The 16,144-nt window shown below is 69.3% G+C and carries 19 protein-coding genes and 1 tRNA gene; 15 read left to right on the top strand and 5 right to left on the bottom strand.

Translation table 11 applies throughout. From position 1 onward, the window contains the following. The first annotated feature begins 125 nt into the window (after positions 1–125). The 11 genes from rplU (at position 126) to AB1285_RS05650 (ending at position 7,790) form a co-directional block, all read left to right on the top strand. Positions 126–434 (top strand): 50S ribosomal protein L21, encoded by a 309-nt coding sequence (gene rplU, locus AB1285_RS05600; RefSeq protein WP_187661701.1) that lies wholly within the window; start codon positions 126–128, stop codon positions 432–434. A gap of 18 nt (positions 435–452) precedes the next feature. Next, a complete protein-coding gene (gene rpmA, locus AB1285_RS05605) occupies positions 453–710 on the top strand; it encodes a 50S ribosomal protein L27 (RefSeq protein ID WP_025104972.1) in 258 nt (85 codons plus the stop codon). 99 nt (positions 711–809) lie between these two features. Continuing rightward, the gene (gene obgE / locus AB1285_RS05610; protein ID WP_280565574.1) at positions 810–2,309 is read left to right on the top strand and encodes a GTPase ObgE; all 1,500 of its coding nucleotides are present in this window, start codon (positions 810–812) and stop codon (positions 2,307–2,309) included. After that, on the top strand, positions 2,306–3,091 hold the full coding sequence (gene proB / locus AB1285_RS05615; RefSeq protein WP_187661699.1) for a glutamate 5-kinase: 786 nt from the start codon (positions 2,306–2,308) through the stop codon (positions 3,089–3,091). The genes obgE and proB overlap by 4 nt, the downstream gene beginning before the upstream one ends. Positions 3,092–3,100: 9 nt before the next feature. Beyond that, entirely contained in the window at positions 3,101–4,354 is a 1,254-nt protein-coding gene (locus tag AB1285_RS05620) for a glutamate-5-semialdehyde dehydrogenase (RefSeq protein WP_370428802.1), read from the top strand. A 67-nt stretch (positions 4,355–4,421) separates the two neighbouring features. Then, complete coding sequence (locus tag AB1285_RS05625) at positions 4,422–4,643, top strand: hypothetical protein (protein WP_187661697.1); 222 nt, start codon at positions 4,422–4,424, stop codon at positions 4,641–4,643. A gap of 6 nt (positions 4,644–4,649) precedes the next feature. Then, entirely contained in the window at positions 4,650–5,252 is a 603-nt protein-coding gene (gene nadD / locus AB1285_RS05630; protein WP_082749995.1) for a nicotinate-nucleotide adenylyltransferase, read from the top strand. Then, positions 5,249–6,325, top strand: a complete 1,077-nt coding sequence (locus tag AB1285_RS05635) for a hypothetical protein (protein ID WP_370428801.1) — start codon at positions 5,249–5,251, stop codon at positions 6,323–6,325. Before nadD ends, AB1285_RS05635 begins: the two co-directional genes overlap by 4 nt. Further along, on the top strand, positions 6,325–6,705 hold the full coding sequence (rsfS, locus tag AB1285_RS05640) for a ribosome silencing factor (RefSeq protein WP_101845246.1): 381 nt from the start codon (positions 6,325–6,327) through the stop codon (positions 6,703–6,705). Before AB1285_RS05635 ends, rsfS begins: the two co-directional genes overlap by 1 nt. 1 nt (position 6,706) lies before the next feature. Beyond that, entirely contained in the window at positions 6,707–7,396 is a 690-nt protein-coding gene (locus AB1285_RS05645; protein WP_370428800.1) for an SDR family oxidoreductase, read from the top strand. A 136-nt stretch (positions 7,397–7,532) separates the two neighbouring features. Then, positions 7,533–7,790, top strand: coding sequence for a hypothetical protein (locus tag AB1285_RS05650; RefSeq protein ID WP_231919629.1), 258 nt, complete (start codon positions 7,533–7,535; stop codon positions 7,788–7,790). Between the two features lie 57 nt (positions 7,791–7,847). Here AB1285_RS05650 and AB1285_RS05655 read toward each other — a convergent pair whose 3' ends face one another. Further along, a complete protein-coding gene (locus tag AB1285_RS05655) occupies positions 7,848–8,027 on the bottom strand; it encodes a hypothetical protein (RefSeq protein ID WP_187661693.1) in 180 nt (59 codons plus the stop codon). Between the two features lie 99 nt (positions 8,028–8,126). Beyond that, the gene (locus AB1285_RS05660) at positions 8,127–9,332 is read right to left on the bottom strand and encodes a DUF3500 domain-containing protein (protein ID WP_370428799.1); all 1,206 of its coding nucleotides are present in this window, start codon (positions 9,330–9,332) and stop codon (positions 8,127–8,129) included. Between the two features lie 172 nt (positions 9,333–9,504). Here AB1285_RS05660 and AB1285_RS05665 point away from each other — a divergent pair, with 172 nt between their 5' ends. Then, positions 9,505–9,927, top strand: a complete 423-nt coding sequence (locus tag AB1285_RS05665) for a hypothetical protein (RefSeq protein ID WP_370428798.1) — start codon at positions 9,505–9,507, stop codon at positions 9,925–9,927. Positions 9,928–10,012: 85 nt separating this feature from the next. On the opposite strand, the gene AB1285_RS05670 is transcribed toward AB1285_RS05665, so the two are convergent. From AB1285_RS05670 to AB1285_RS05680, 3 genes are all read right to left on the bottom strand, one after another. Next, on the bottom strand, positions 10,013–11,149 hold the full coding sequence (locus AB1285_RS05670) for a hypothetical protein (RefSeq protein WP_370428797.1): 1,137 nt from the start codon (positions 11,147–11,149) through the stop codon (positions 10,013–10,015). A gap of 124 nt (positions 11,150–11,273) precedes the next feature. Further along, positions 11,274–13,328 (bottom strand): acyltransferase family protein, encoded by a 2,055-nt coding sequence (locus tag AB1285_RS05675; RefSeq protein WP_370428796.1) that lies wholly within the window; start codon positions 13,326–13,328, stop codon positions 11,274–11,276. A gap of 172 nt (positions 13,329–13,500) precedes the next feature. Then, a tRNA-Ala gene (locus AB1285_RS05680) sits at positions 13,501–13,573 on the bottom strand. Positions 13,574–13,708: 135 nt separating this feature from the next. Here AB1285_RS05680 and AB1285_RS05685 point away from each other — a divergent pair. From AB1285_RS05685 to AB1285_RS05695, 3 genes are read left to right on the top strand one after another with little or no spacing between them, the layout of a single operon-like run. Next, positions 13,709–14,776, top strand: coding sequence for a flavin-containing monooxygenase (locus AB1285_RS05685; RefSeq protein WP_370428795.1), 1,068 nt, complete (start codon positions 13,709–13,711; stop codon positions 14,774–14,776). A 42-nt stretch (positions 14,777–14,818) separates the two neighbouring features. Next, positions 14,819–15,610, top strand: coding sequence for a hypothetical protein (locus AB1285_RS05690; RefSeq protein WP_259955062.1), 792 nt, complete (start codon positions 14,819–14,821; stop codon positions 15,608–15,610). Next, positions 15,607–16,134: a DUF3592 domain-containing protein gene (locus AB1285_RS05695; RefSeq protein WP_259955061.1), complete on the top strand. Its 528-nt coding sequence runs from the start codon at positions 15,607–15,609 to the stop codon at positions 16,132–16,134. Before AB1285_RS05690 ends, AB1285_RS05695 begins: the two co-directional genes overlap by 4 nt. Positions 16,135–16,144 lie beyond the last annotated feature (10 nt).

Here is a 16,144-nt window from a genome sequence, read left to right on the forward strand (position 1 = left end):
CGTCGTCCTCGACGGCCGAAGCGGAGAGTCTTGCATTCGCGCCCGTCGTACCAGCGACGCATGCAAGCAACAGTCTTCCCGTGAGATTCTCGGAGCCGCGTGCTCCCCAACGAAACAGGTATGAAGTGGTTTACGCAGTAGTGCGCGCCGGTGGCCGGCAGGAGAAGGTCGAGGTCGGCACCATCGTTCAGCTCGACCGTGTTCAGGCTGCCCAGGGCGACGAGATCCAGCTGCCCGCCGTGCTGCTCGTCGATGGCTCCACGGTGACCACCGACGCCGACGCGCTGGCGAAGGTCACCGTCACGGCTGAGGTCGTCGGCAACCTCCGCGGCCCGAAGATCGTCATCCAGAAGTACAAGAACAAGACCGGCTACAAGAAGCGTCAGGGCCACCGCCAGGAGCTCACGCGCGTCAAGATCACCGGCATCAAGTAAGACCGAGGAGACCAGGACATGGCACACAAAAAGGGCGCAAGCTCCACCCGTAACGGTCGTGACTCCAACGCACAGCGCCTCGGCGTGAAGCGCTTCGGCGGTCAGCAGGTCCTCGCCGGCGAGATCATCGTCCGCCAGCGCGGCACGCACTTCCACCCCGGCGCCAACGTCGGCCGTGGGGGCGACGACACGCTGTTCGCTCTGGCCGCCGGTGCGGTCGAGTTCGGCGCGAAGGGCGGCCGCAAGGTCGTCAACATCGTCGCCGCTGCTGAGTGATCACAGCACCACGCTAAACATCCGGTTCGGGGCGGGCTTCGGCTCGCCCCGTCCGCGTATCTGCCGTCAGGCACCCCGAGCACACCGAAGGACTCGCACATGGTCACGTTCGTCGACACCGTCACACTGCACCTGCGTGCAGGCAAGGGCGGCAACGGCTGCGTCTCGGTGCACCGCGAGAAGTTCAAGCCCCTCGGTGGCCCCGACGGCGGCAACGGCGGCGACGGCGGCGACATCGTGCTCGTCGCCGACACGCAGACCGGCACGCTGCTGTCCTACCACCACTCGCCGCACCGGTCCTCTGGCAACGGCGGACCGGGCATGGGGGACCACCGCTCCGGTTTCGACGGCGAGACACTGGAGCTGCCCGTCCCGGTCGGCACCGTGGTCAAGAGCCCGAGCGGCGACGTCCTGATCGACATGATCGAGCCCGGTGAGCGCTTCGTCGTGGCGGCGGGCGGCCAGGGCGGCCTGGGCAATGCGGCCCTGGCGACTCCGAAGCGCAAGGCTCCCGGCTTCGCCCTGCTCGGCACCCCCGGCTTCGAGGGCGATGTCGTCCTCGAGCTCAAGACGGTCGCGGACGTGGCGCTCGTCGGCTACCCGTCCGCCGGGAAGTCGAGCCTCATCGGCGCGATCTCGGCCGCGCGGCCGAAGATCGCCGACTACCCGTTCACGACGCTGCACCCGAACCTCGGCGTCGTCCAGGTGGAGGACTTCCGCTACACCGTCGCCGACGTGCCGGGCCTCATCGAGGGCGCGAGCGAGGGCCGCGGCCTCGGACTCGAGTTCCTGCGGCACGTGGAGCGCTGCTCCGCGCTGCTGCACGTGCTCGACTGCGCGACGCTGGAGCCGAACCGCGACCCGATCTCCGACCTCGAGGTCATCCTCGCCGAGCTCGCCGCGTACGAGGTGCCGGAGGGGCAGACGCCCCTGCTGGAGCGCCCGCAGTTCGTGGCGCTGAACAAGGTCGACGTGCCGGAGGCCCGTGACCTCGCCGATCTCGTGCGTCCTGATCTGGAGGCCCGCGGATTCCGGGTCTTCGAGATCTCCACGGTCTCGCACGAGGGGCTGCGCCCGCTCACCCTCGCCCTCGGCGAGCTCGTCGAGAAGCACCGCAAGGAGACCGCGGTCGAGGCCCCGCGCGAGCGCGTCGTCATCCGCCCGAAGGGCTCCGTGAAGCCGTTCACGATCCGCGTCGAGGGCGGCACGTACGGCAACGTCTACCGCATCCTCGGTGAGAAGCCGGTGCGCTGGGTGCAGCAGACCGACTTCCAGAACGAGGAGGCCGTGGGCTACCTCGCCGACCGTCTGGAGAAGCTGGGCGTCGAGGACGAGCTCTTCCGCCTCGGCGCCGTCCAGGGTTCGACCGTCGTCATCGGCGAGGGCGACAGCATCGTCTTCGACTGGGAGCCCACGATGAGCTCCGCCGCCGAGCTCATGTCGGCGCCCCGCGGCACCGACCCGCGTCTGGCTCCGAACGCCCGCCGGACCACGTCCGAGCGTCGCGAGAAGTACTACGAGCGCATGGACGCCAAGGCGCAGGCGCGCGCGGAGTTGGAGGCGGAGCGCCTCGCCACGTACCGCGAGGACGAGGCGTGACCGCACGCACGCGCGCCGATCTCGCGACGGCGACGCGGATCGTCGTGAAGGTGGGCTCGTCGTCCATCAGCGGCGAGTCGTCCTGGCGCATCCCGGTGATCGTCGAGGCGCTGGCGGCGGCGCACGCCCGCGGGGCCGAGGTCGTGCTGGTGTCGTCGGGAGCGATCGCCTCCGGCATCCCGTTCCTCCGTCTGGATGCGCGGCCCACCGATCTCGCCACGCAGCAGGCCGCGGCCGCGGTCGGCCAGAACATCCTCGTCTACCGGTACCAGGAGGCTCTGCGCCCCTTCGACATCGTCGCCGGCCAGGTGCTGCTCACGACCGGAGACCTCGAGAACCCGACGTCGCGCTCGAACGCGCGGCGGGCCATGGAGCGCCTCCTGGGGCTGCGCACGCTGCCGATCGTGAACGAGAACGACACGGTCGCGACACAGGAGATCCGCTTCGGCGACAACGACCGGCTCGGCGCCCTCGTGGCCCAGCTCATCGAGGCGGACGCCCTCGTCCTGCTCAGCGACATCGAGTCCCTCTACACGCGGCCTCCGAGCGACCCCGGCGCCGAACCCATCGACGTCGTCGCCCCCGATGCGGACCTCTCCGGGCTGGAGTTCGGTGCGACCGTGGTCAACAGCGTCGGCACCGGGGGAGCGGCCACGAAGGTCTCCGCTGCCCGACTCGCGGCGGCCTCGGGCATCGGGGTGCTGGTCACCAGCGCCGACCTCGTGGCGCAGGCCCTTGCAGGCGCCGACATCGGGACCTGGTTCGAGCCCGCCACCTCCTAGACTGGGCGGATGACCGACCTCACCCCTCAGACGCGCCTGGAGCGGGCCAAGGAGGCCTCGCGGACGACCGCCGCCCTCACGAGCGACGACAAGGCACGGGCGCTCGACGCCATCGCCGTCGCCCTCGAGGAGAACGCCGCCCGCATCATCGAGGCCAATCAGCGTGACGTCGCGCGCGGTCGGGACGACGGCATCGGCGAGTCGCTCATCGACCGCCTCCGCCTCGACGAGAAGCGGGTCTCCGCCCTCGCCGCGGCCGTCCGCGACGTGGCGGCCCTGCCCGATCCGGTGGGTCGTGTGGTCGGCGGACACCGCATGCCGAACGGCGTGGCTCTGGAGCAGGTGCGCGTCCCCTTCGGGGTGGTCGGGGCGATCTACGAGGCGCGTCCCAACGTCACGGTCGACATCGCCGCCCTCGCGCTGCGTTCGGGGAATGCGGTCGTCCTGCGGGGAGGCAGCGCGGCGCTCCATTCCAACACCGTGCTCGTCGACGTCATGCGTTCCGCCCTCGGCGACGCCGGGGTGACGCCCGAGGCGATCCAGACCGTGGACGACTTCGGGCGCGACGGGGCGAAGGCGCTCATGCAGGGCCGCGGCTTCATCGACGTGCTCGTCCCGCGCGGCAGCGCCGGGCTCATCGAGACGGTGGTGACCGAGTCGACCGTGCCCGTCATCGAGACGGGCGCCGGGAACGTGCACATCCTGCTCGACGAGAGCGCCCCCGACGACTGGGCCTGCGACATCGTCGTGAACGCCAAGGTGCAGCGCCCCAGCGTGTGCAATGCGGTCGAGACGATTCTCGTCCACCGGCAGGCGGCGCCGCGCCTGATCCCGCTCGTCGCGAGCGCCCTCATGAGCGAGGGGGTGGCGATCCACGGCGACGACGTGGTCGCCGGGCTCGTGGCGAACATCATCCCGGCCACGGAGGAGGACTGGGCGACGGAGTACCTGAGCCTGGACGTCGCGATGAAGGTCGTCGACAGCCTCGACGACGCGCTCGACCACATCCGTCGCTACAGCACGGGGCACACGGAATCCATCGTCACCACCGATTCCCGCAGCGCGGAGCGGTTCCTGGCCGAGGTGGATTCGGCGGTGGTGATGGCGAACGCGTCCACTCGGTTCACCGACGGGGCCGAGTTCGGCTTCGGTGCCGAGGTCGGGATCTCGACGCAGAAGCTGCACACGCGCGGTCCGATGGGGCTCTCCGAGCTGACCAGTACGAAGTGGCTCGCGCGTGGGGCGGGTCAGACGCGCGGCTGAGGGCTAGACTGGGGGACGCTGTATCCCTACAGGACCCCCGAGACAGCACGCCACGAACGGAGTCAGGATGAACCTCGTCGCACAGATCGCGATGGCCGCCGCAGAGACCGAGCACCACGGCAACGTGGCTCTCGAGACCCTGATCTTCGGAGTCATCGCCGCGATCGTGTTCGCCGCTCTCGGCTTCGTGACGCTGTCGTACAAGAACGTCGCGAACCGCCACTCCGCCAAGGCAGAAGCCTGGGCGGCGAAGCACGGCAAGGACCACGAGGCGGGACACGGCCACTAGGCCCTCATGAGCACCGCGACCACGCGCGCACCGCGCATCGGCGTGATGGGCGGAACCTTCGATCCGATCCACCACGGCCACCTGGTCGCCGCCAGCGAGGTCGCGCACTCGTTCGATCTCGACGAGGTGGTGTTCGTCCCGACGGGTCGTCCGTGGCAGAAGGCCGACGTCACGCCCAGCGAGCACCGCTATCTGATGACCGTGATCGCGACGGCGTCCAATCCGCAGTTCACGGTGAGTCGGGTGGACATCGACCGCGCGGGACCGACGTACACGATCGACACCCTCCGCGACCTCAAGGAGCAGCGGCCGGACGCCGAGCTGTTCTTCATCAGCGGCGCGGACGCCGTGGCGCAAATTCTCAGTTGGAGAGACCATGATGAACTGTGGGAACTGGCCCACTTCGTCGCGGTCTCCCGCCCAGGACACGTTCTGAGCATCGACGGCCTCCCGAGCGACGACGTCAGCCAGCTCGAGGTGCCGGCGCTGTCGATCTCGTCGACGGACTGTCGTGACCGCGTCCGTGACGATCAACCGGTCTGGTACCTCGTCCCCGACGGGGTCGTCCAGTACATCGCGAAGCATCATCTGTATCGGAGCAAGGCATGAGCACATCGGATCAGCGAGGTCCGCTGACGCGGAAGCAGCTGCGGGAGATCCGGTTGACGGGATCCACCCCGATCATCAGCGAGGAGCAGGCGAGCGCCGCCGCGGCGGAGGCCGCGACGCCCGCACCGCCGCTGCCTCGTGCCGCCGAGCCCGTCGTCCTTCCCTCGGCGCCTGTCGCTGACACGTCCGTCGATCCTGACGCCGCGCCGCTGACGCGGCGTCAGGCACGCGAGCAGGAGAAGATCAAGACCGCCGCGGTCCCGGCCGTCGGCGCGGAGGCGGACGACACGACCGATGAGGCTGTGGTGGCACAGCCCGATGGGTCCGACGACGACGACGTCGTCGACGACGAGGTCGCTGCGGAGCCCGTCCGCGCGGTCGACGTCGCCGACACGGTCGGAGACGTGCCGCTCGTCGAAGAGCCCGTGGAGGCGCCGGAGTCCGAGCCCGAGGACATCTCCGCCGTGCTCGGCGTCTCCGAGCAGGACGGCCCCGGTGGCGACGACCTCCTCGACAGCGACGACGACGGCGACGTCGACGAGCGCGATGTCGACGAGGCTGAGCGCCCGACCGTGAGCCCGACGTTCGGGCAGGGCGTGCTGCAGGAGGAGACTCCTGCCGAGCCGGCGCCTTTCCGCCCCTCCTTCGATGAGCTGCTCACGTCGAACGACTCCGGCGGCACCCAGCATTCGGCGCCCAATGCGCTGATCTTCACGCCGTCTCCCGGCGAGGGCTCCCTCTCCGGGCCGGTCGCCTCCACCGGAGAGATCCTCGTCACGGGGTCGTACGAGCTGCCGAAGGGCCTCGGCTCGCAGGGCCACGCCCACGGCACCACGGACGGCAAGGAGGTCGACGCGGTGCTCATCGACGGTGAGCTCCCTCCGGCGTCCTCGCCCACCCCCATCGCCGCGAGCTCCGCGGTCAGCACCATCAAGCCCGCCGGCGAGGTGATCCGTCCGCCGGCCCCTGAGAAGGGCAACCGGCTCATGCTGATCGCCGCCATCGTCGCGGGCGCCCTCGCGCTGGGCCTGGGCACTGCCCTGGTCATCGCCTTCACAGGAAACGTCTTCTGATGCAATCACCCGAAACCGCCGAAGAGATGCTGCGCATCGCCGCCGAAGCCGCCGTGGCCAAGGGTGGTGAGGACCTCGTCGCGCTGAACGTCTCCGAGCCGCTGCCGCTCGTGGACATCTTCCTGCTCGTGACCGGTAACAGTGAGCGGAACGTCGCCGCCATCGCCGATGAGATCGAGGACCGTCTCGTCGAGTCCGGACACAAGCGCGTGCGCCGGGAGGGGCGCGCCGAGGCGCGGTGGGTGCTGCTGGACTTCGGCGACCTCATCGTCCACGTCTTCCACCAGGAGGAACGGGTCTACTACGGCCTGGAGCGCCTGTGGAAGGACTGCCCGGTGATCCCCCTCGAGGTCGCCGAGACCTCGGCCGACAACCGCTGACATGGCCACGCACCTGCTGACCGGTGCGGGCTCCGGCATCGGTGCCGTCCTCGCGCGGCGACTCATGGAGCGCGGCGACGACGTCGTGGTGCTCGCGCGCGATGCGGGACGGGCCAGACAGATCGCCGACGACCTCCCCGGGGCCTCGACGCTGGTCGGTGACCTCGCGCAGCCCGGACGCCTCTCGTGGGCCCTGTCGAAGCAGAGCCTGCCCGATCGCATCGATTCCCTGGTGCACGCGGCAGGGGTCGTGGACCTCGGATCGGTGGGGGACCTCACCCCGGCGCTCTGGGAACAGCAGCTCGCGGTCAACCTCGTCGCCCCGGCGGAGCTCACCCGGCTCCTGCTCCCCGTCCTGCGCGTCTCGCGCGGGCACGTCGTGTTCGTGAACTCCGGAGCCGGGCTGCGGGCGAGCCCGGGGTGGTCGGCCTACGCGGCCTCGAAGCACGGTCTGCGGGCCCTCGCGGATGCGCTTCGGCAGGAGGAGGCCGAGCACGGCGTCCGCGTGACCTCGGTCTATCCGGGACGCACCGCGACGCCGATGCAGGAGCGCGTGCACCGGCAGGAAGGGCAGGAGTACGACGCCGCGCGGTTCATCACGCCGGACGCGGTGGCGACGACGATCCTCGCCGCTCTCGATCTCCCGCGGGATGCGCACCTCACGGATCTCACGGTGCGGCCTCAGGGCTGAACGCCGATCTGACCATTCTCCTGCACCTCACCACGAGGGTGTCAAGGCCCTTCCCTTCCCCGGCGGGGTATCGGAGGCTCGTCATCAGAGAGTCCTGGAGGGCCGACTGATGTCAGAAGTTCCTGATCCCCGTTTCGTGCTTCACCGCATCACGCCGTCGGAGTGGGTGATCAACGACCTGCGCTATCCCCAGAACGATCCGCGCCATGTCGTCGCCTGCGTGTACGAGCTCGCGGACACCGAGGTCGAGGTGACGTGGCTGCGTGATCTTCCGCTCGCCATCCGGTATGGCACCGCGTTCGAGGTACTGGAGGAGGTCGAGCGGATGCAGGGCGCGAGCCGAGCCACGCGCCCCATCGCGATCCCGTCTCGCCCGCCCCTGCTGGCCACCTGAACCCGCACGAGAAAGGGCACCCCTCCGCGAGGAGGGGTGCCCTTTCTCCTGTCCCGGTCAGTCGTCGTCGCCGATGACAGCGGCGCGGTCGGCCTCTGCGCTGTCGATCTGGGCGTCGTCCGCATCCTCGTCGAGCACCTCTTCGCCGTCGACTTCACGCGTGGGGAGCTCTTCGGCGTCCCCATCCCCGTCCGCGATCGGCGGGAGGGGCGGGATCGGGGGAGTCGTGTTGGACATGTCGTCTCCTTTCGTCGGATGCCCTCTGTCTACGCGTGTACGCGATGGTGGTGGAGGCCGTTGACGGGTGGCGGCTTGGACGGGTACGGGCGTCGGGCGTCAGGATGCGGGGGGAGTGCTCCCGCCCCCGGGACCGCCGCTCATCCCGGCAGAGGCTTGCTGGGTGACGCTGTTGGCATAGTCGTTCGTCGGATCGCGGTAGATGGTGTGCACATGTCCCCAGCCCGATGTCGTCACACCGTCGACGTCGGCGCCGGCCGAGCCCTGCTGTGCCTGGAAGGCGATGTAGACGTTCGGCCCGGAGATGGAGAAGTCGATGCCGTTCCCGGTGGTCATGTCGTACACCGTCGCCCCGGACCAGGCGATGACGGTGTCGTCCAGGGTCTTGTCGATCTCCGCCAGCGCTGCGGCGGTGGTCTCCTCGTCGCTCATCCCGGCCCAGTTGGCGATGAGCTGGAGAAGGAGATCCCGCTGCTCGTCGGAGAGGTCGGCCCCCGACAGCCCGGCTCCGGTGGCGAAGGCGCAGGTGTCGCCCGGTGCGCACATGCTCACATCGCCGGAGGTCAACGTGGCCTGCTGGTCGGCGGTGAGGCTGTCGAAGAACGCGAACGCGTCCGTGTAGATCCCCTCGAACGGCTGCACCTCCTCGCCGTCCTCGTCGGTGTAGACAGCGGGTTGGACCCCGAGGTGCGTGGGAGCGAAGGTGATCGCGTCGGCGTCGCCGTCCAGCGTGGCGTTGATGCCGAGGTGGTGTCCGCCGAACTGCACCTCGAAGGCGCTGTCGGTCGCCGTGGGATCACCGAAGAAGGCGATGTAGTACTGGCCGAGGGAATCCTCGGTACTGCTGCTGTTCTCGGCGAGGTACTCGTCGCCGCCCATGATCCCGGTGACGGTCGCGTAGGCCTCGTCGCTGAGGAGAGACTCCATCACGGCGAGGGCCGCGGTCCGCTGCTCCTCCGTCAGGTCGGCGAGGTTCAGACCCGCTCTCTGCACGAAGGTCACCGGGAAGTTCGACCACGACGTCGTCTTCGTCTCGTCGTCGAAGTCGTACGACACGGCCTTCTTCTGCTCGTCGCTCAGCGTGGCGAGGAAGGCCGCAGCGGCGGCGGACGTGTCGGCGATCGTCTCCGCGGTCGACCCGGCGTCCGTCGACGCCGCCGTTGAGGTCGCGGCGGAGGATGACGCGGAGATCGTCGGTTCGGCGGTCGTGGCTGCCGCGCAGCCGCTCAAGACGAGGCCGCCCGCGAGGACGAGGCCGGAGAGCCAGGCGAGGCGTTTCGTGACGGGAGAGGGAGTCGTGTTCATGCCCACCACGCTAGGAAGGTGATCGATGGGGTTCCTTTGCGCCGTCGATGCGCATCCTATGAGGTGCGGGGATACCGTGTTTTTCCGGATGACCAGGACCTCATCCGCATGGAGGGGGCGCATACATCGACCGACCGATTCGCGACGAGAGCGCCGGTGACAGCGTGGAGGTATGAGCACGAAGAGAGCAATCGTCCTGGGAGTCTCCATCGCCGCCGGTCTGGCGGTCATCGGAGGACTGGGCGCCGCCGGTTACTACCTGTTCAACCAGCCGACCGACTACCGCATCACGTACGAGCTCCACGGTCTGAGTGGCGACGAGACGATCCGCTACCAGGACACGGCCTTCGCCGAGGGCTTCGTGTTCGGGACCAAGGAGACGGAGGAGACGGTCGTCGATGCCCGCGCCGGCGCTATGACCATCGAGGCCATCGTCACCGAGGGGGATGAGGCGGCTGTCGTCATCGAGAACCCCGGAGCCACCGTGGCGTGCGCGATCGTGCAGGACGCAGGTGACGCGAACCTCGAGGTCCTTCGCACGGACGAGGAGATCGCGACGGCGGGCTCCGTCACCTGCCGCGCCGTCCTCGACTGAGTCGGTCGGTCCGCATCGCCTCAGGCATTCGCGCGACAACAGGCGTCCCCTCCCAGGGGGGCCTGTTGTCGCGCGATGGCATGAGCTAAGGGAGGTAGCGGTCCACGACCGCGCGGAGCTCTGCGTCGTCGGGCGCGGTGGTCACCCCGGTCACGCGCTGCAGCGTCGCGAAAGGAGTCGACGCCGAACCGGTGGGAGCGGGCTCGATCTGCGTCTTCCAATCCGGGGCGATCCGGTCGAGAAGCAGTCCGAGCTGGGCACCGGTGAAATACGAGTAGTCGCGTTCCAGGACGATCTGCTGCTCGGGATCGGAGATCAGATCTTCGAGGCCATCGGTGAAGGTCCGCTGCACCGGGGTGAGTCCTCGCGCCCTGTCGAAGGCCCGCTCGACGTAGGTGGCGGTCCCCTCGATCGCCTCCAGGTCGATCTCCGCCTTCAGGGTCGGCCACGTCGTGTAGCGCGCCATCCGAACGGTGGCGAGGTCGGACGCGAGGACGGCCAGGGCCTGCGGGTCCGTCTCCGTCTCCACCCGGTCGAAGATCCGCGCCTCGACACGCAGCAGCTCGTACTGCGCCTCGGTGTGCGGGTAGTCGGGGATGAGCCCACCGGCTCCCCATGGCCAGGCGCCGGGAGCCTCCGGGTCGAGCCCCTGCTTCGTGACGTGGAAGTTCTCGTGCAGGGAGAAGCGCTGGAAGCCCTGAGAGGTCGTCGTCTCGGTGTCGAGCATCGCCTGGTTGTACTTGAACGCGAGGACGTCCCGGTCGCTCACATCGATGACAGCGAAGTTCGACGGGGCATACAGCAGCCATTCCCCGACGGCGAACGTCCGGCTGATGCGGACGTCATCGAGGTGGGAGGCCCCGGGGACGTCGATCTTCGCCATGCCCGACGTGTCCGTGACGCCGCTCATGTTGACGAGGATCGCGTGCGACCAGAAGGAGCTCTTCTCCCCGTCCGTGCGCAGCAGCACCAGCGGCTGGTCCTCGTACCGGTACGCATCCGTCCAGATCTCCGCAGCGTGTGTCGCCGTGATGTCGTATTGCTCCGACAGCTGCGTGAGCATCTCCTTGTCGGTGGCATCAAGGCTTTCCCAGTTCGATGGCGCCGGGGCGAGCAGGCGCCATGCGATCACCCCGCCGATACCGAGAGCGATGACGGCGAGGATGCTGAGGATCACGGTGACGGTGCGGCGACCGCGAGACCGGGTGACGGAAGCGTGCATATGTAACACGCTACGTCGGAGGCTGTGTCGTTTTCATATGCTCCTGCGCAGGCGAGCGCGCCACGTCAGGCCAGACATGCTGCAAGCGCCTGACGCGCAGTGAGCGCCTGAACCCGCGAGGCTGTCACCTCGTGATCGCGTCCCGCAGTGCCGCCCTCAGCTGTGGCGCCAAGGTGTCGGTGAACGTGGTGGTCAAGTGGTCGTGATCGCGGTAGGCGTTGGCCCCGCCGATCACGGCGAGGCACTCGCTCGACGAGCAGAACACCGGGGTGAAGTCCAGCAGTGTGACCCCCGGGAAGTCCTCGCCGGCAGCCCTGATCGGGTCCGCCGCGGCGAGGGCATCGTCGCGCGATGCGGAGCAGGCCTGCGGGCTTCGCGTCTGCAGGCACTTGTTCGGGTCCGTCTCCCAGGCCGGGTTGTCCACCAGGGCGATCACCCGTGTGCCCTCGGAGATGACACGCGACCAGGCCGCCCGGTATCCGGAGGCGGCGGCGGGCAGGGTGGACTCGTGTCCCGCCTGCGCGAAGGGGGTCGCGGCCAGGGCCGTCGTGAAGACGACGTCGAAGTCGCCGCCTTCCAGTGCGGCCGTGACCTCGTCCCGCCACTCCGAGCAGGCTGCTCCGAATGCGCCGCCCGTCGCCAGTGGGGTCGTGTTCCACGGGCACGCCCCCTTGACGTACGTCGTCAGCGACCAGCCTTCCTTCTCCGCCATCGCCCTGAGGGTGCTCACGTATTGGAAAGCGTGGCTGTCTCCGACGAGCGCGATCGACGGGGCGTCCGTCGTCCGCGACCCGAAACGGCAGGCCACGGCACGAGAATCGTTCAGTTGGACGAAGCACTTCTGCTCGGTGGGGCGATCCGCGCCGGCGAATCCTGGGGTCGGTATGACGGACGCGCTCCGGCTGTCCGCGCAGCGGATGTCGAGCACCGCCTGGGCTCCGAAACACGCAGGGGGGTGTGCGCGGACAGCCGCGAGAGCAGTCGCGTCGCGTTCGTAGGTCGGAGCATTCACCGCCCACGCGGCTCCCGCGCCGGCGCCGACCACCGTCATCCCCGCGAGGGCGAGGGCGAGCACGACGCGCGGGCGCCTGAGCGAGGGCGCGCGCCAGGTTCGGGCGGGATCCTCGATGAATCGTTTCGTCAGCCAGGCCACGACGAAGGAGAGCGCGAGGAGGGCCAGGCGGTGAGCGAGGGAGAGGCCCCAGAAGGGCACAGAAGGAGCGATCACGATGAGCGGCCAATGCCAGAGGTAGAGGCTGAAAGAGATGTCCCCGGTGAATCGCAGGGGGCGGATGGCCAGCAGGCGTGCGGGGAGCCACCAGCGTGCTGCATTCGTCGCCGCGATCACGGCTGCTGCGCCGATCGTCGGCACGGCGGCCGCGTATCCGGGGAACGCGGTCTGTCCGTCGAAGAAGGAGATGCTGAACAGGATGGCGACCAGCCCGGCCCCTCCGAGCAGAGCGCTCGTGAGGGGGCGCCGCGCGCGCAGCGCGGGGAGCAGGGAGAGCAGGGCGCCGACCCCGAACTCCCACAATCGGACGGGAGTCACGAAGTAGGCGGGCGCGGGATACGCTGCGGTCAGCGCCACACAGGAGACGAACGAGGCTGTCGACAGGACTCCGACGACGACGGCGATGACCTTTCGGTGTTCGCCGTGGATGCGCTTCACCGCGAGCCATCCGGTGAGGACGAGGAGCACAGACCAGAGGACGTAGAACTGCTCCTCCAGCGACAGTGACCAGTAGTGCTGAACAGTGGTCGGATCTCCCGTCTGGCCGAGATAGTCCGTGGCCGCACTCGCTAGATACCAGTTCTGCACGGAGAAGGCCGACGCGACGATCTGGCGGAGCTCCTCCGGGAGAGCGGAGATCGGAGTCAACTGGCGGAGGGCGACGACCGTCACGCAGAACAGAAGGACGAGCAGGGACGCGGGAAGGAGGCGTCGGGCCCGACGGGCCCAGAATCGACCGATGTGCACCGTCCCCGTCGACGTGAGCTCGCGAACCAGATGCCCCGTGATGAGGAAGCCGGAGATGACGAAGAAGACATCCACTCCGACATACCCGCCGCTGAAGCGCGCAGGCCAGAAGTGGTAGAGGACGACGGCGAGAACCGCGAGAGCCCGAAGCCCCTGGATATGCGGGAGATGTCCCTGAGGAGGGGCGGGTCGAGTGCTCATGTGTAACACGCTACAAACGAGAGCGTGTCGTTTTCGTATGCTGCCGGGCAGGCGATCGCGCGAGATCAGGCCGGAGGTGGCGCAACTGCCTGATGCGGCGCGAGGGCCTGACCTCGCGGGATGTCACGGGCTCCAGACACACGAAAACCCCCGGCGAACCGAGGGTTTTTCGTGGACCTGAGGGGACTCGAACCCCTGACCCCCTGCATGCCATGCAGGTGCGCTACCAGCTGCGCCACAGGCCCAGACGCTGCTCCGGAGTGCTCCGGGCAACGTGAAAACACTACTACACGAATCCGCATCCGCACCAATCGGCGCGGGCCGCCCGGGCGCGTCGGGACACGCGGAACATCCAGCGGTGCAACGGCGTTCGATCCATCGTGAGCATCCTCGACAGCCTCGTGATCGGCGCCGGCCAGGCCGGGCTGTCCGCGTCCTTCCATCTGCGTCGCCGCGGGATCGAGCACGTCGTGCTGGATGCCGATGCTCGGGCCGGGGGAGCCTGGCAGCACCGGTGGGACGCCCTCACGATGCGCGATGTGCACGGGGTCGCCGAGCTCCCGGGAGACACCGCGCCGCCGCGGGACGAGCGCCCGGCGAACATCGCGGTGCCGGAGTACTTCGCCGCCTACGAGAAGGCCCATGATCTGCCGGTGCTGCGGCCGGTGCACGTCCGTCGAGTCCACGATGACGACGGGGTCCTCGTCGTGGAGGCCGACGAGGGGGAGTGGCGCACCCGCACCCTCGTCAACGCGACCGGGACCTGGACGCAACCCTTCGTCCCTCACTACCCGGGGATGGAGACGTTCCTCGGGGAGCAGTTCCACACCGTGGACTACCCGGGGCCGGTGCACTTCGCGGGCAAGCGGGTCCTGGTCGTCGGCGGCGGTGCGTCCGCGGTGCAGTTCCTCGGCGCCCTCGCCCCCCTCACGGAGACGCTGTGGGTCACCCGTCGCCCTCCCGTCTGGCGCGACGACGACTTCACGCCGGAGGCCGGCGCTGCTGCCGTCGCGCTCGTCGAGAGGCGTGTGGCGGCCGGCCTGCCCCCGGAGAGCGTGGTCAGTGTGACGGGTCTCATGCTGCGCCCCCAGGAACGGGAGGCGGAGCGTCTCGGAGCGTATGCCCACCGTCGCCCGCTCTTCCAGCGCATCGAGCCCGACGGCGTGCGGTGGGCCGACGGATCGTTCGAACGCGTGGACGTGATCCTGTGGGCGACGGGGTTCCGACCCGCGATCGGTCACCTCGCCCCGCTCCACCTGCGCAGTGCCGCCGGCGGGATCCAGCTCGACCGCGGGGGTCGAGGCACGACGGCGGTGGCGGATCCCCGGGTGCAGCTCGTCGGCTACGGTCCCTCCGCGAGCACCATCGGCGCGAACCGGGCGGGGCGAGCCGCTGCGGCCGGCGTCGTCCGCGCCCTCGAGGGAGTGGGGACCCCGGTCTCGTCCTGACCGGTTCGTCCAGGGGCGGCTCCTATGGATACGCTGGGAGGCATGCTGCGCATCGTCCTGACCGTCGTCTGGCTGCTGCTGTCCGCGTGGCTCGTGGTGTGGGTGGGTGAAGGCCTGTTCGGGGTGAACCAGCGCGAGTCGATCCTCCCCTTCGCGGGTGAGGACGGCCTGGGCGGACCGATCGTGATCGGCGTCGCCTGGGGCCTGCTGCTCACCTTCGGCGGGTCGATGTCGGGTCTGGCGCGGCGCAAGAAGGTCCGCGGGCCGGTGCAGATCGGCGTCGGCACCATCGTCGAGATGTCCCGCACTGGGGTGACCGTGAACGATGTGCCTCAGTACGACCTCTTCATCCGGGTCAGCCCGAGCGTCGGCGATGACTTCATCGGACAGCTGCGCATGCTGCTCGATGCCGGTGACGTCGGAGCGCTGCAGGTCGGACAGCCCGTCCCGGTCCGCTACAGCCTCGAGGACCCCGACACGGTCGAGCTCGCCGATCTCAGCGACCCGACCGTCCGTGAGGCGATGCTGCAGTGGCGCATCGACCGCGGCCTCATCGACCCGTCCCAGGTCCGCGCGCGCACGACGGGAACCCAGGTTCCCGCCTCCGTCGTCGAGGTCCGTCCGACCGGGCGGCGTCGCGAGGGGCAGAGCGAGCTCGCGCTGAAGGTGCTGGTGGCCCCGGAGGGCGCGGAGCCATGGGAGGCTGACACCACCGTGTTCGTCTACCCGCAGGCCGTCTCGCGGCTGCAGGTGGGGGCTCCCGTCTGGGCGTTCTACCGCCGGGAGGATCCGCACACGGTCGCCGTCACCATCGAGAAGGAGGCGGCACGATGAACCCCCTGGACACGCTGATGTGGCTGGTGAACTTCCCGGCCGCGCACGGCTATGCGATGGTCTTCATCGCGGCGTTCTCGATCCTCGGGCTGTTCGCGATCTCCGCGCGGGGAACGACGCGCGGCGGGTCCCTGCGCGCCGTCCGCGAACGCGAGGGGCTGCTCCCCGCGGAGAGCCGATCCCGCGGGAACGTCGGCGGCACCGTGGTCCGCCTGGTCTTCCGCGTACTGGCCTTCGTGATGCTCGGCTCTCTCATCGTCGGGATCCTGAGCCTGACCGGTGTCCCGGTGACCCGCGCATACGTCTTCGAGAACGGCCGCCCGACGACGGGAACCGTCGACGGGGACTGGGTGACGTTCACGGCGGCGGACGGCACCGAGTACACCCTGGAGAGCGATTTCTTCACTCCTGCCGTGTACCCCGATCGCGACGCGTGGATCCCGACCGGCGCGCCTGTCGTCGTGCGGTATCTGCCGTCGCATCCGCAGGCTTTCGTCATCGACAGCTCGCAGACGCCGGGCTGACGTCGGCGGG

The sequence above is a fragment of the Microbacterium sp. NRRL B-14842 genome (genome assembly GCF_050470785.1).

Bases quoted from the DNA above. Each gene is read 5' to 3' on its own strand.
- rpmA (WP_025104972.1), top strand. From the start codon at position 453: ATGGCACACAAAAAGGGCGCAAGCTCCACCCGTAACGGTCGTGACTCC.
- obgE (WP_280565574.1), top strand. From the start codon at position 810: ATGGTCACGTTCGTCGACACCGTCACACTGCACCTGCGTGCAGGCAAG.
- AB1285_RS05620 (WP_370428802.1), top strand. From the start codon at position 3,101: ATGACCGACCTCACCCCTCAGACGCGCCTGGAGCGGGCCAAGGAGGCC.
- AB1285_RS05625 (WP_187661697.1), top strand. From the start codon at position 4,422: ATGAACCTCGTCGCACAGATCGCGATGGCCGCCGCAGAGACCGAGCAC.
- nadD (WP_082749995.1), top strand. From the start codon at position 4,650: ATGAGCACCGCGACCACGCGCGCACCGCGCATCGGCGTGATGGGCGGA.
- AB1285_RS05635 (WP_370428801.1), top strand. From the start codon at position 5,249: ATGAGCACATCGGATCAGCGAGGTCCGCTGACGCGGAAGCAGCTGCGG.
- rsfS (WP_101845246.1), top strand. From the start codon at position 6,325: ATGCAATCACCCGAAACCGCCGAAGAGATGCTGCGCATCGCCGCCGAA.
- AB1285_RS05645 (WP_370428800.1), top strand. From the start codon at position 6,707: ATGGCCACGCACCTGCTGACCGGTGCGGGCTCCGGCATCGGTGCCGTC.
- AB1285_RS05655 (WP_187661693.1), bottom strand. From the start codon at position 8,027: ATGTCCAACACGACTCCCCCGATCCCGCCCCTCCCGCCGATCGCGGAC.
- AB1285_RS05660 (WP_370428799.1), bottom strand. From the start codon at position 9,332: ATGAACACGACTCCCTCTCCCGTCACGAAACGCCTCGCCTGGCTCTCC.
- AB1285_RS05665 (WP_370428798.1), top strand. From the start codon at position 9,505: ATGAGCACGAAGAGAGCAATCGTCCTGGGAGTCTCCATCGCCGCCGGT.
- AB1285_RS05670 (WP_370428797.1), bottom strand. From the start codon at position 11,149: ATGCACGCTTCCGTCACCCGGTCTCGCGGTCGCCGCACCGTCACCGTG.
- AB1285_RS05675 (WP_370428796.1), bottom strand. From the start codon at position 13,328: ATGAGCACTCGACCCGCCCCTCCTCAGGGACATCTCCCGCATATCCAG.
- AB1285_RS05690 (WP_259955062.1), top strand. From the start codon at position 14,819: ATGCTGCGCATCGTCCTGACCGTCGTCTGGCTGCTGCTGTCCGCGTGG.
- AB1285_RS05695 (WP_259955061.1), top strand. From the start codon at position 15,607: ATGAACCCCCTGGACACGCTGATGTGGCTGGTGAACTTCCCGGCCGCG.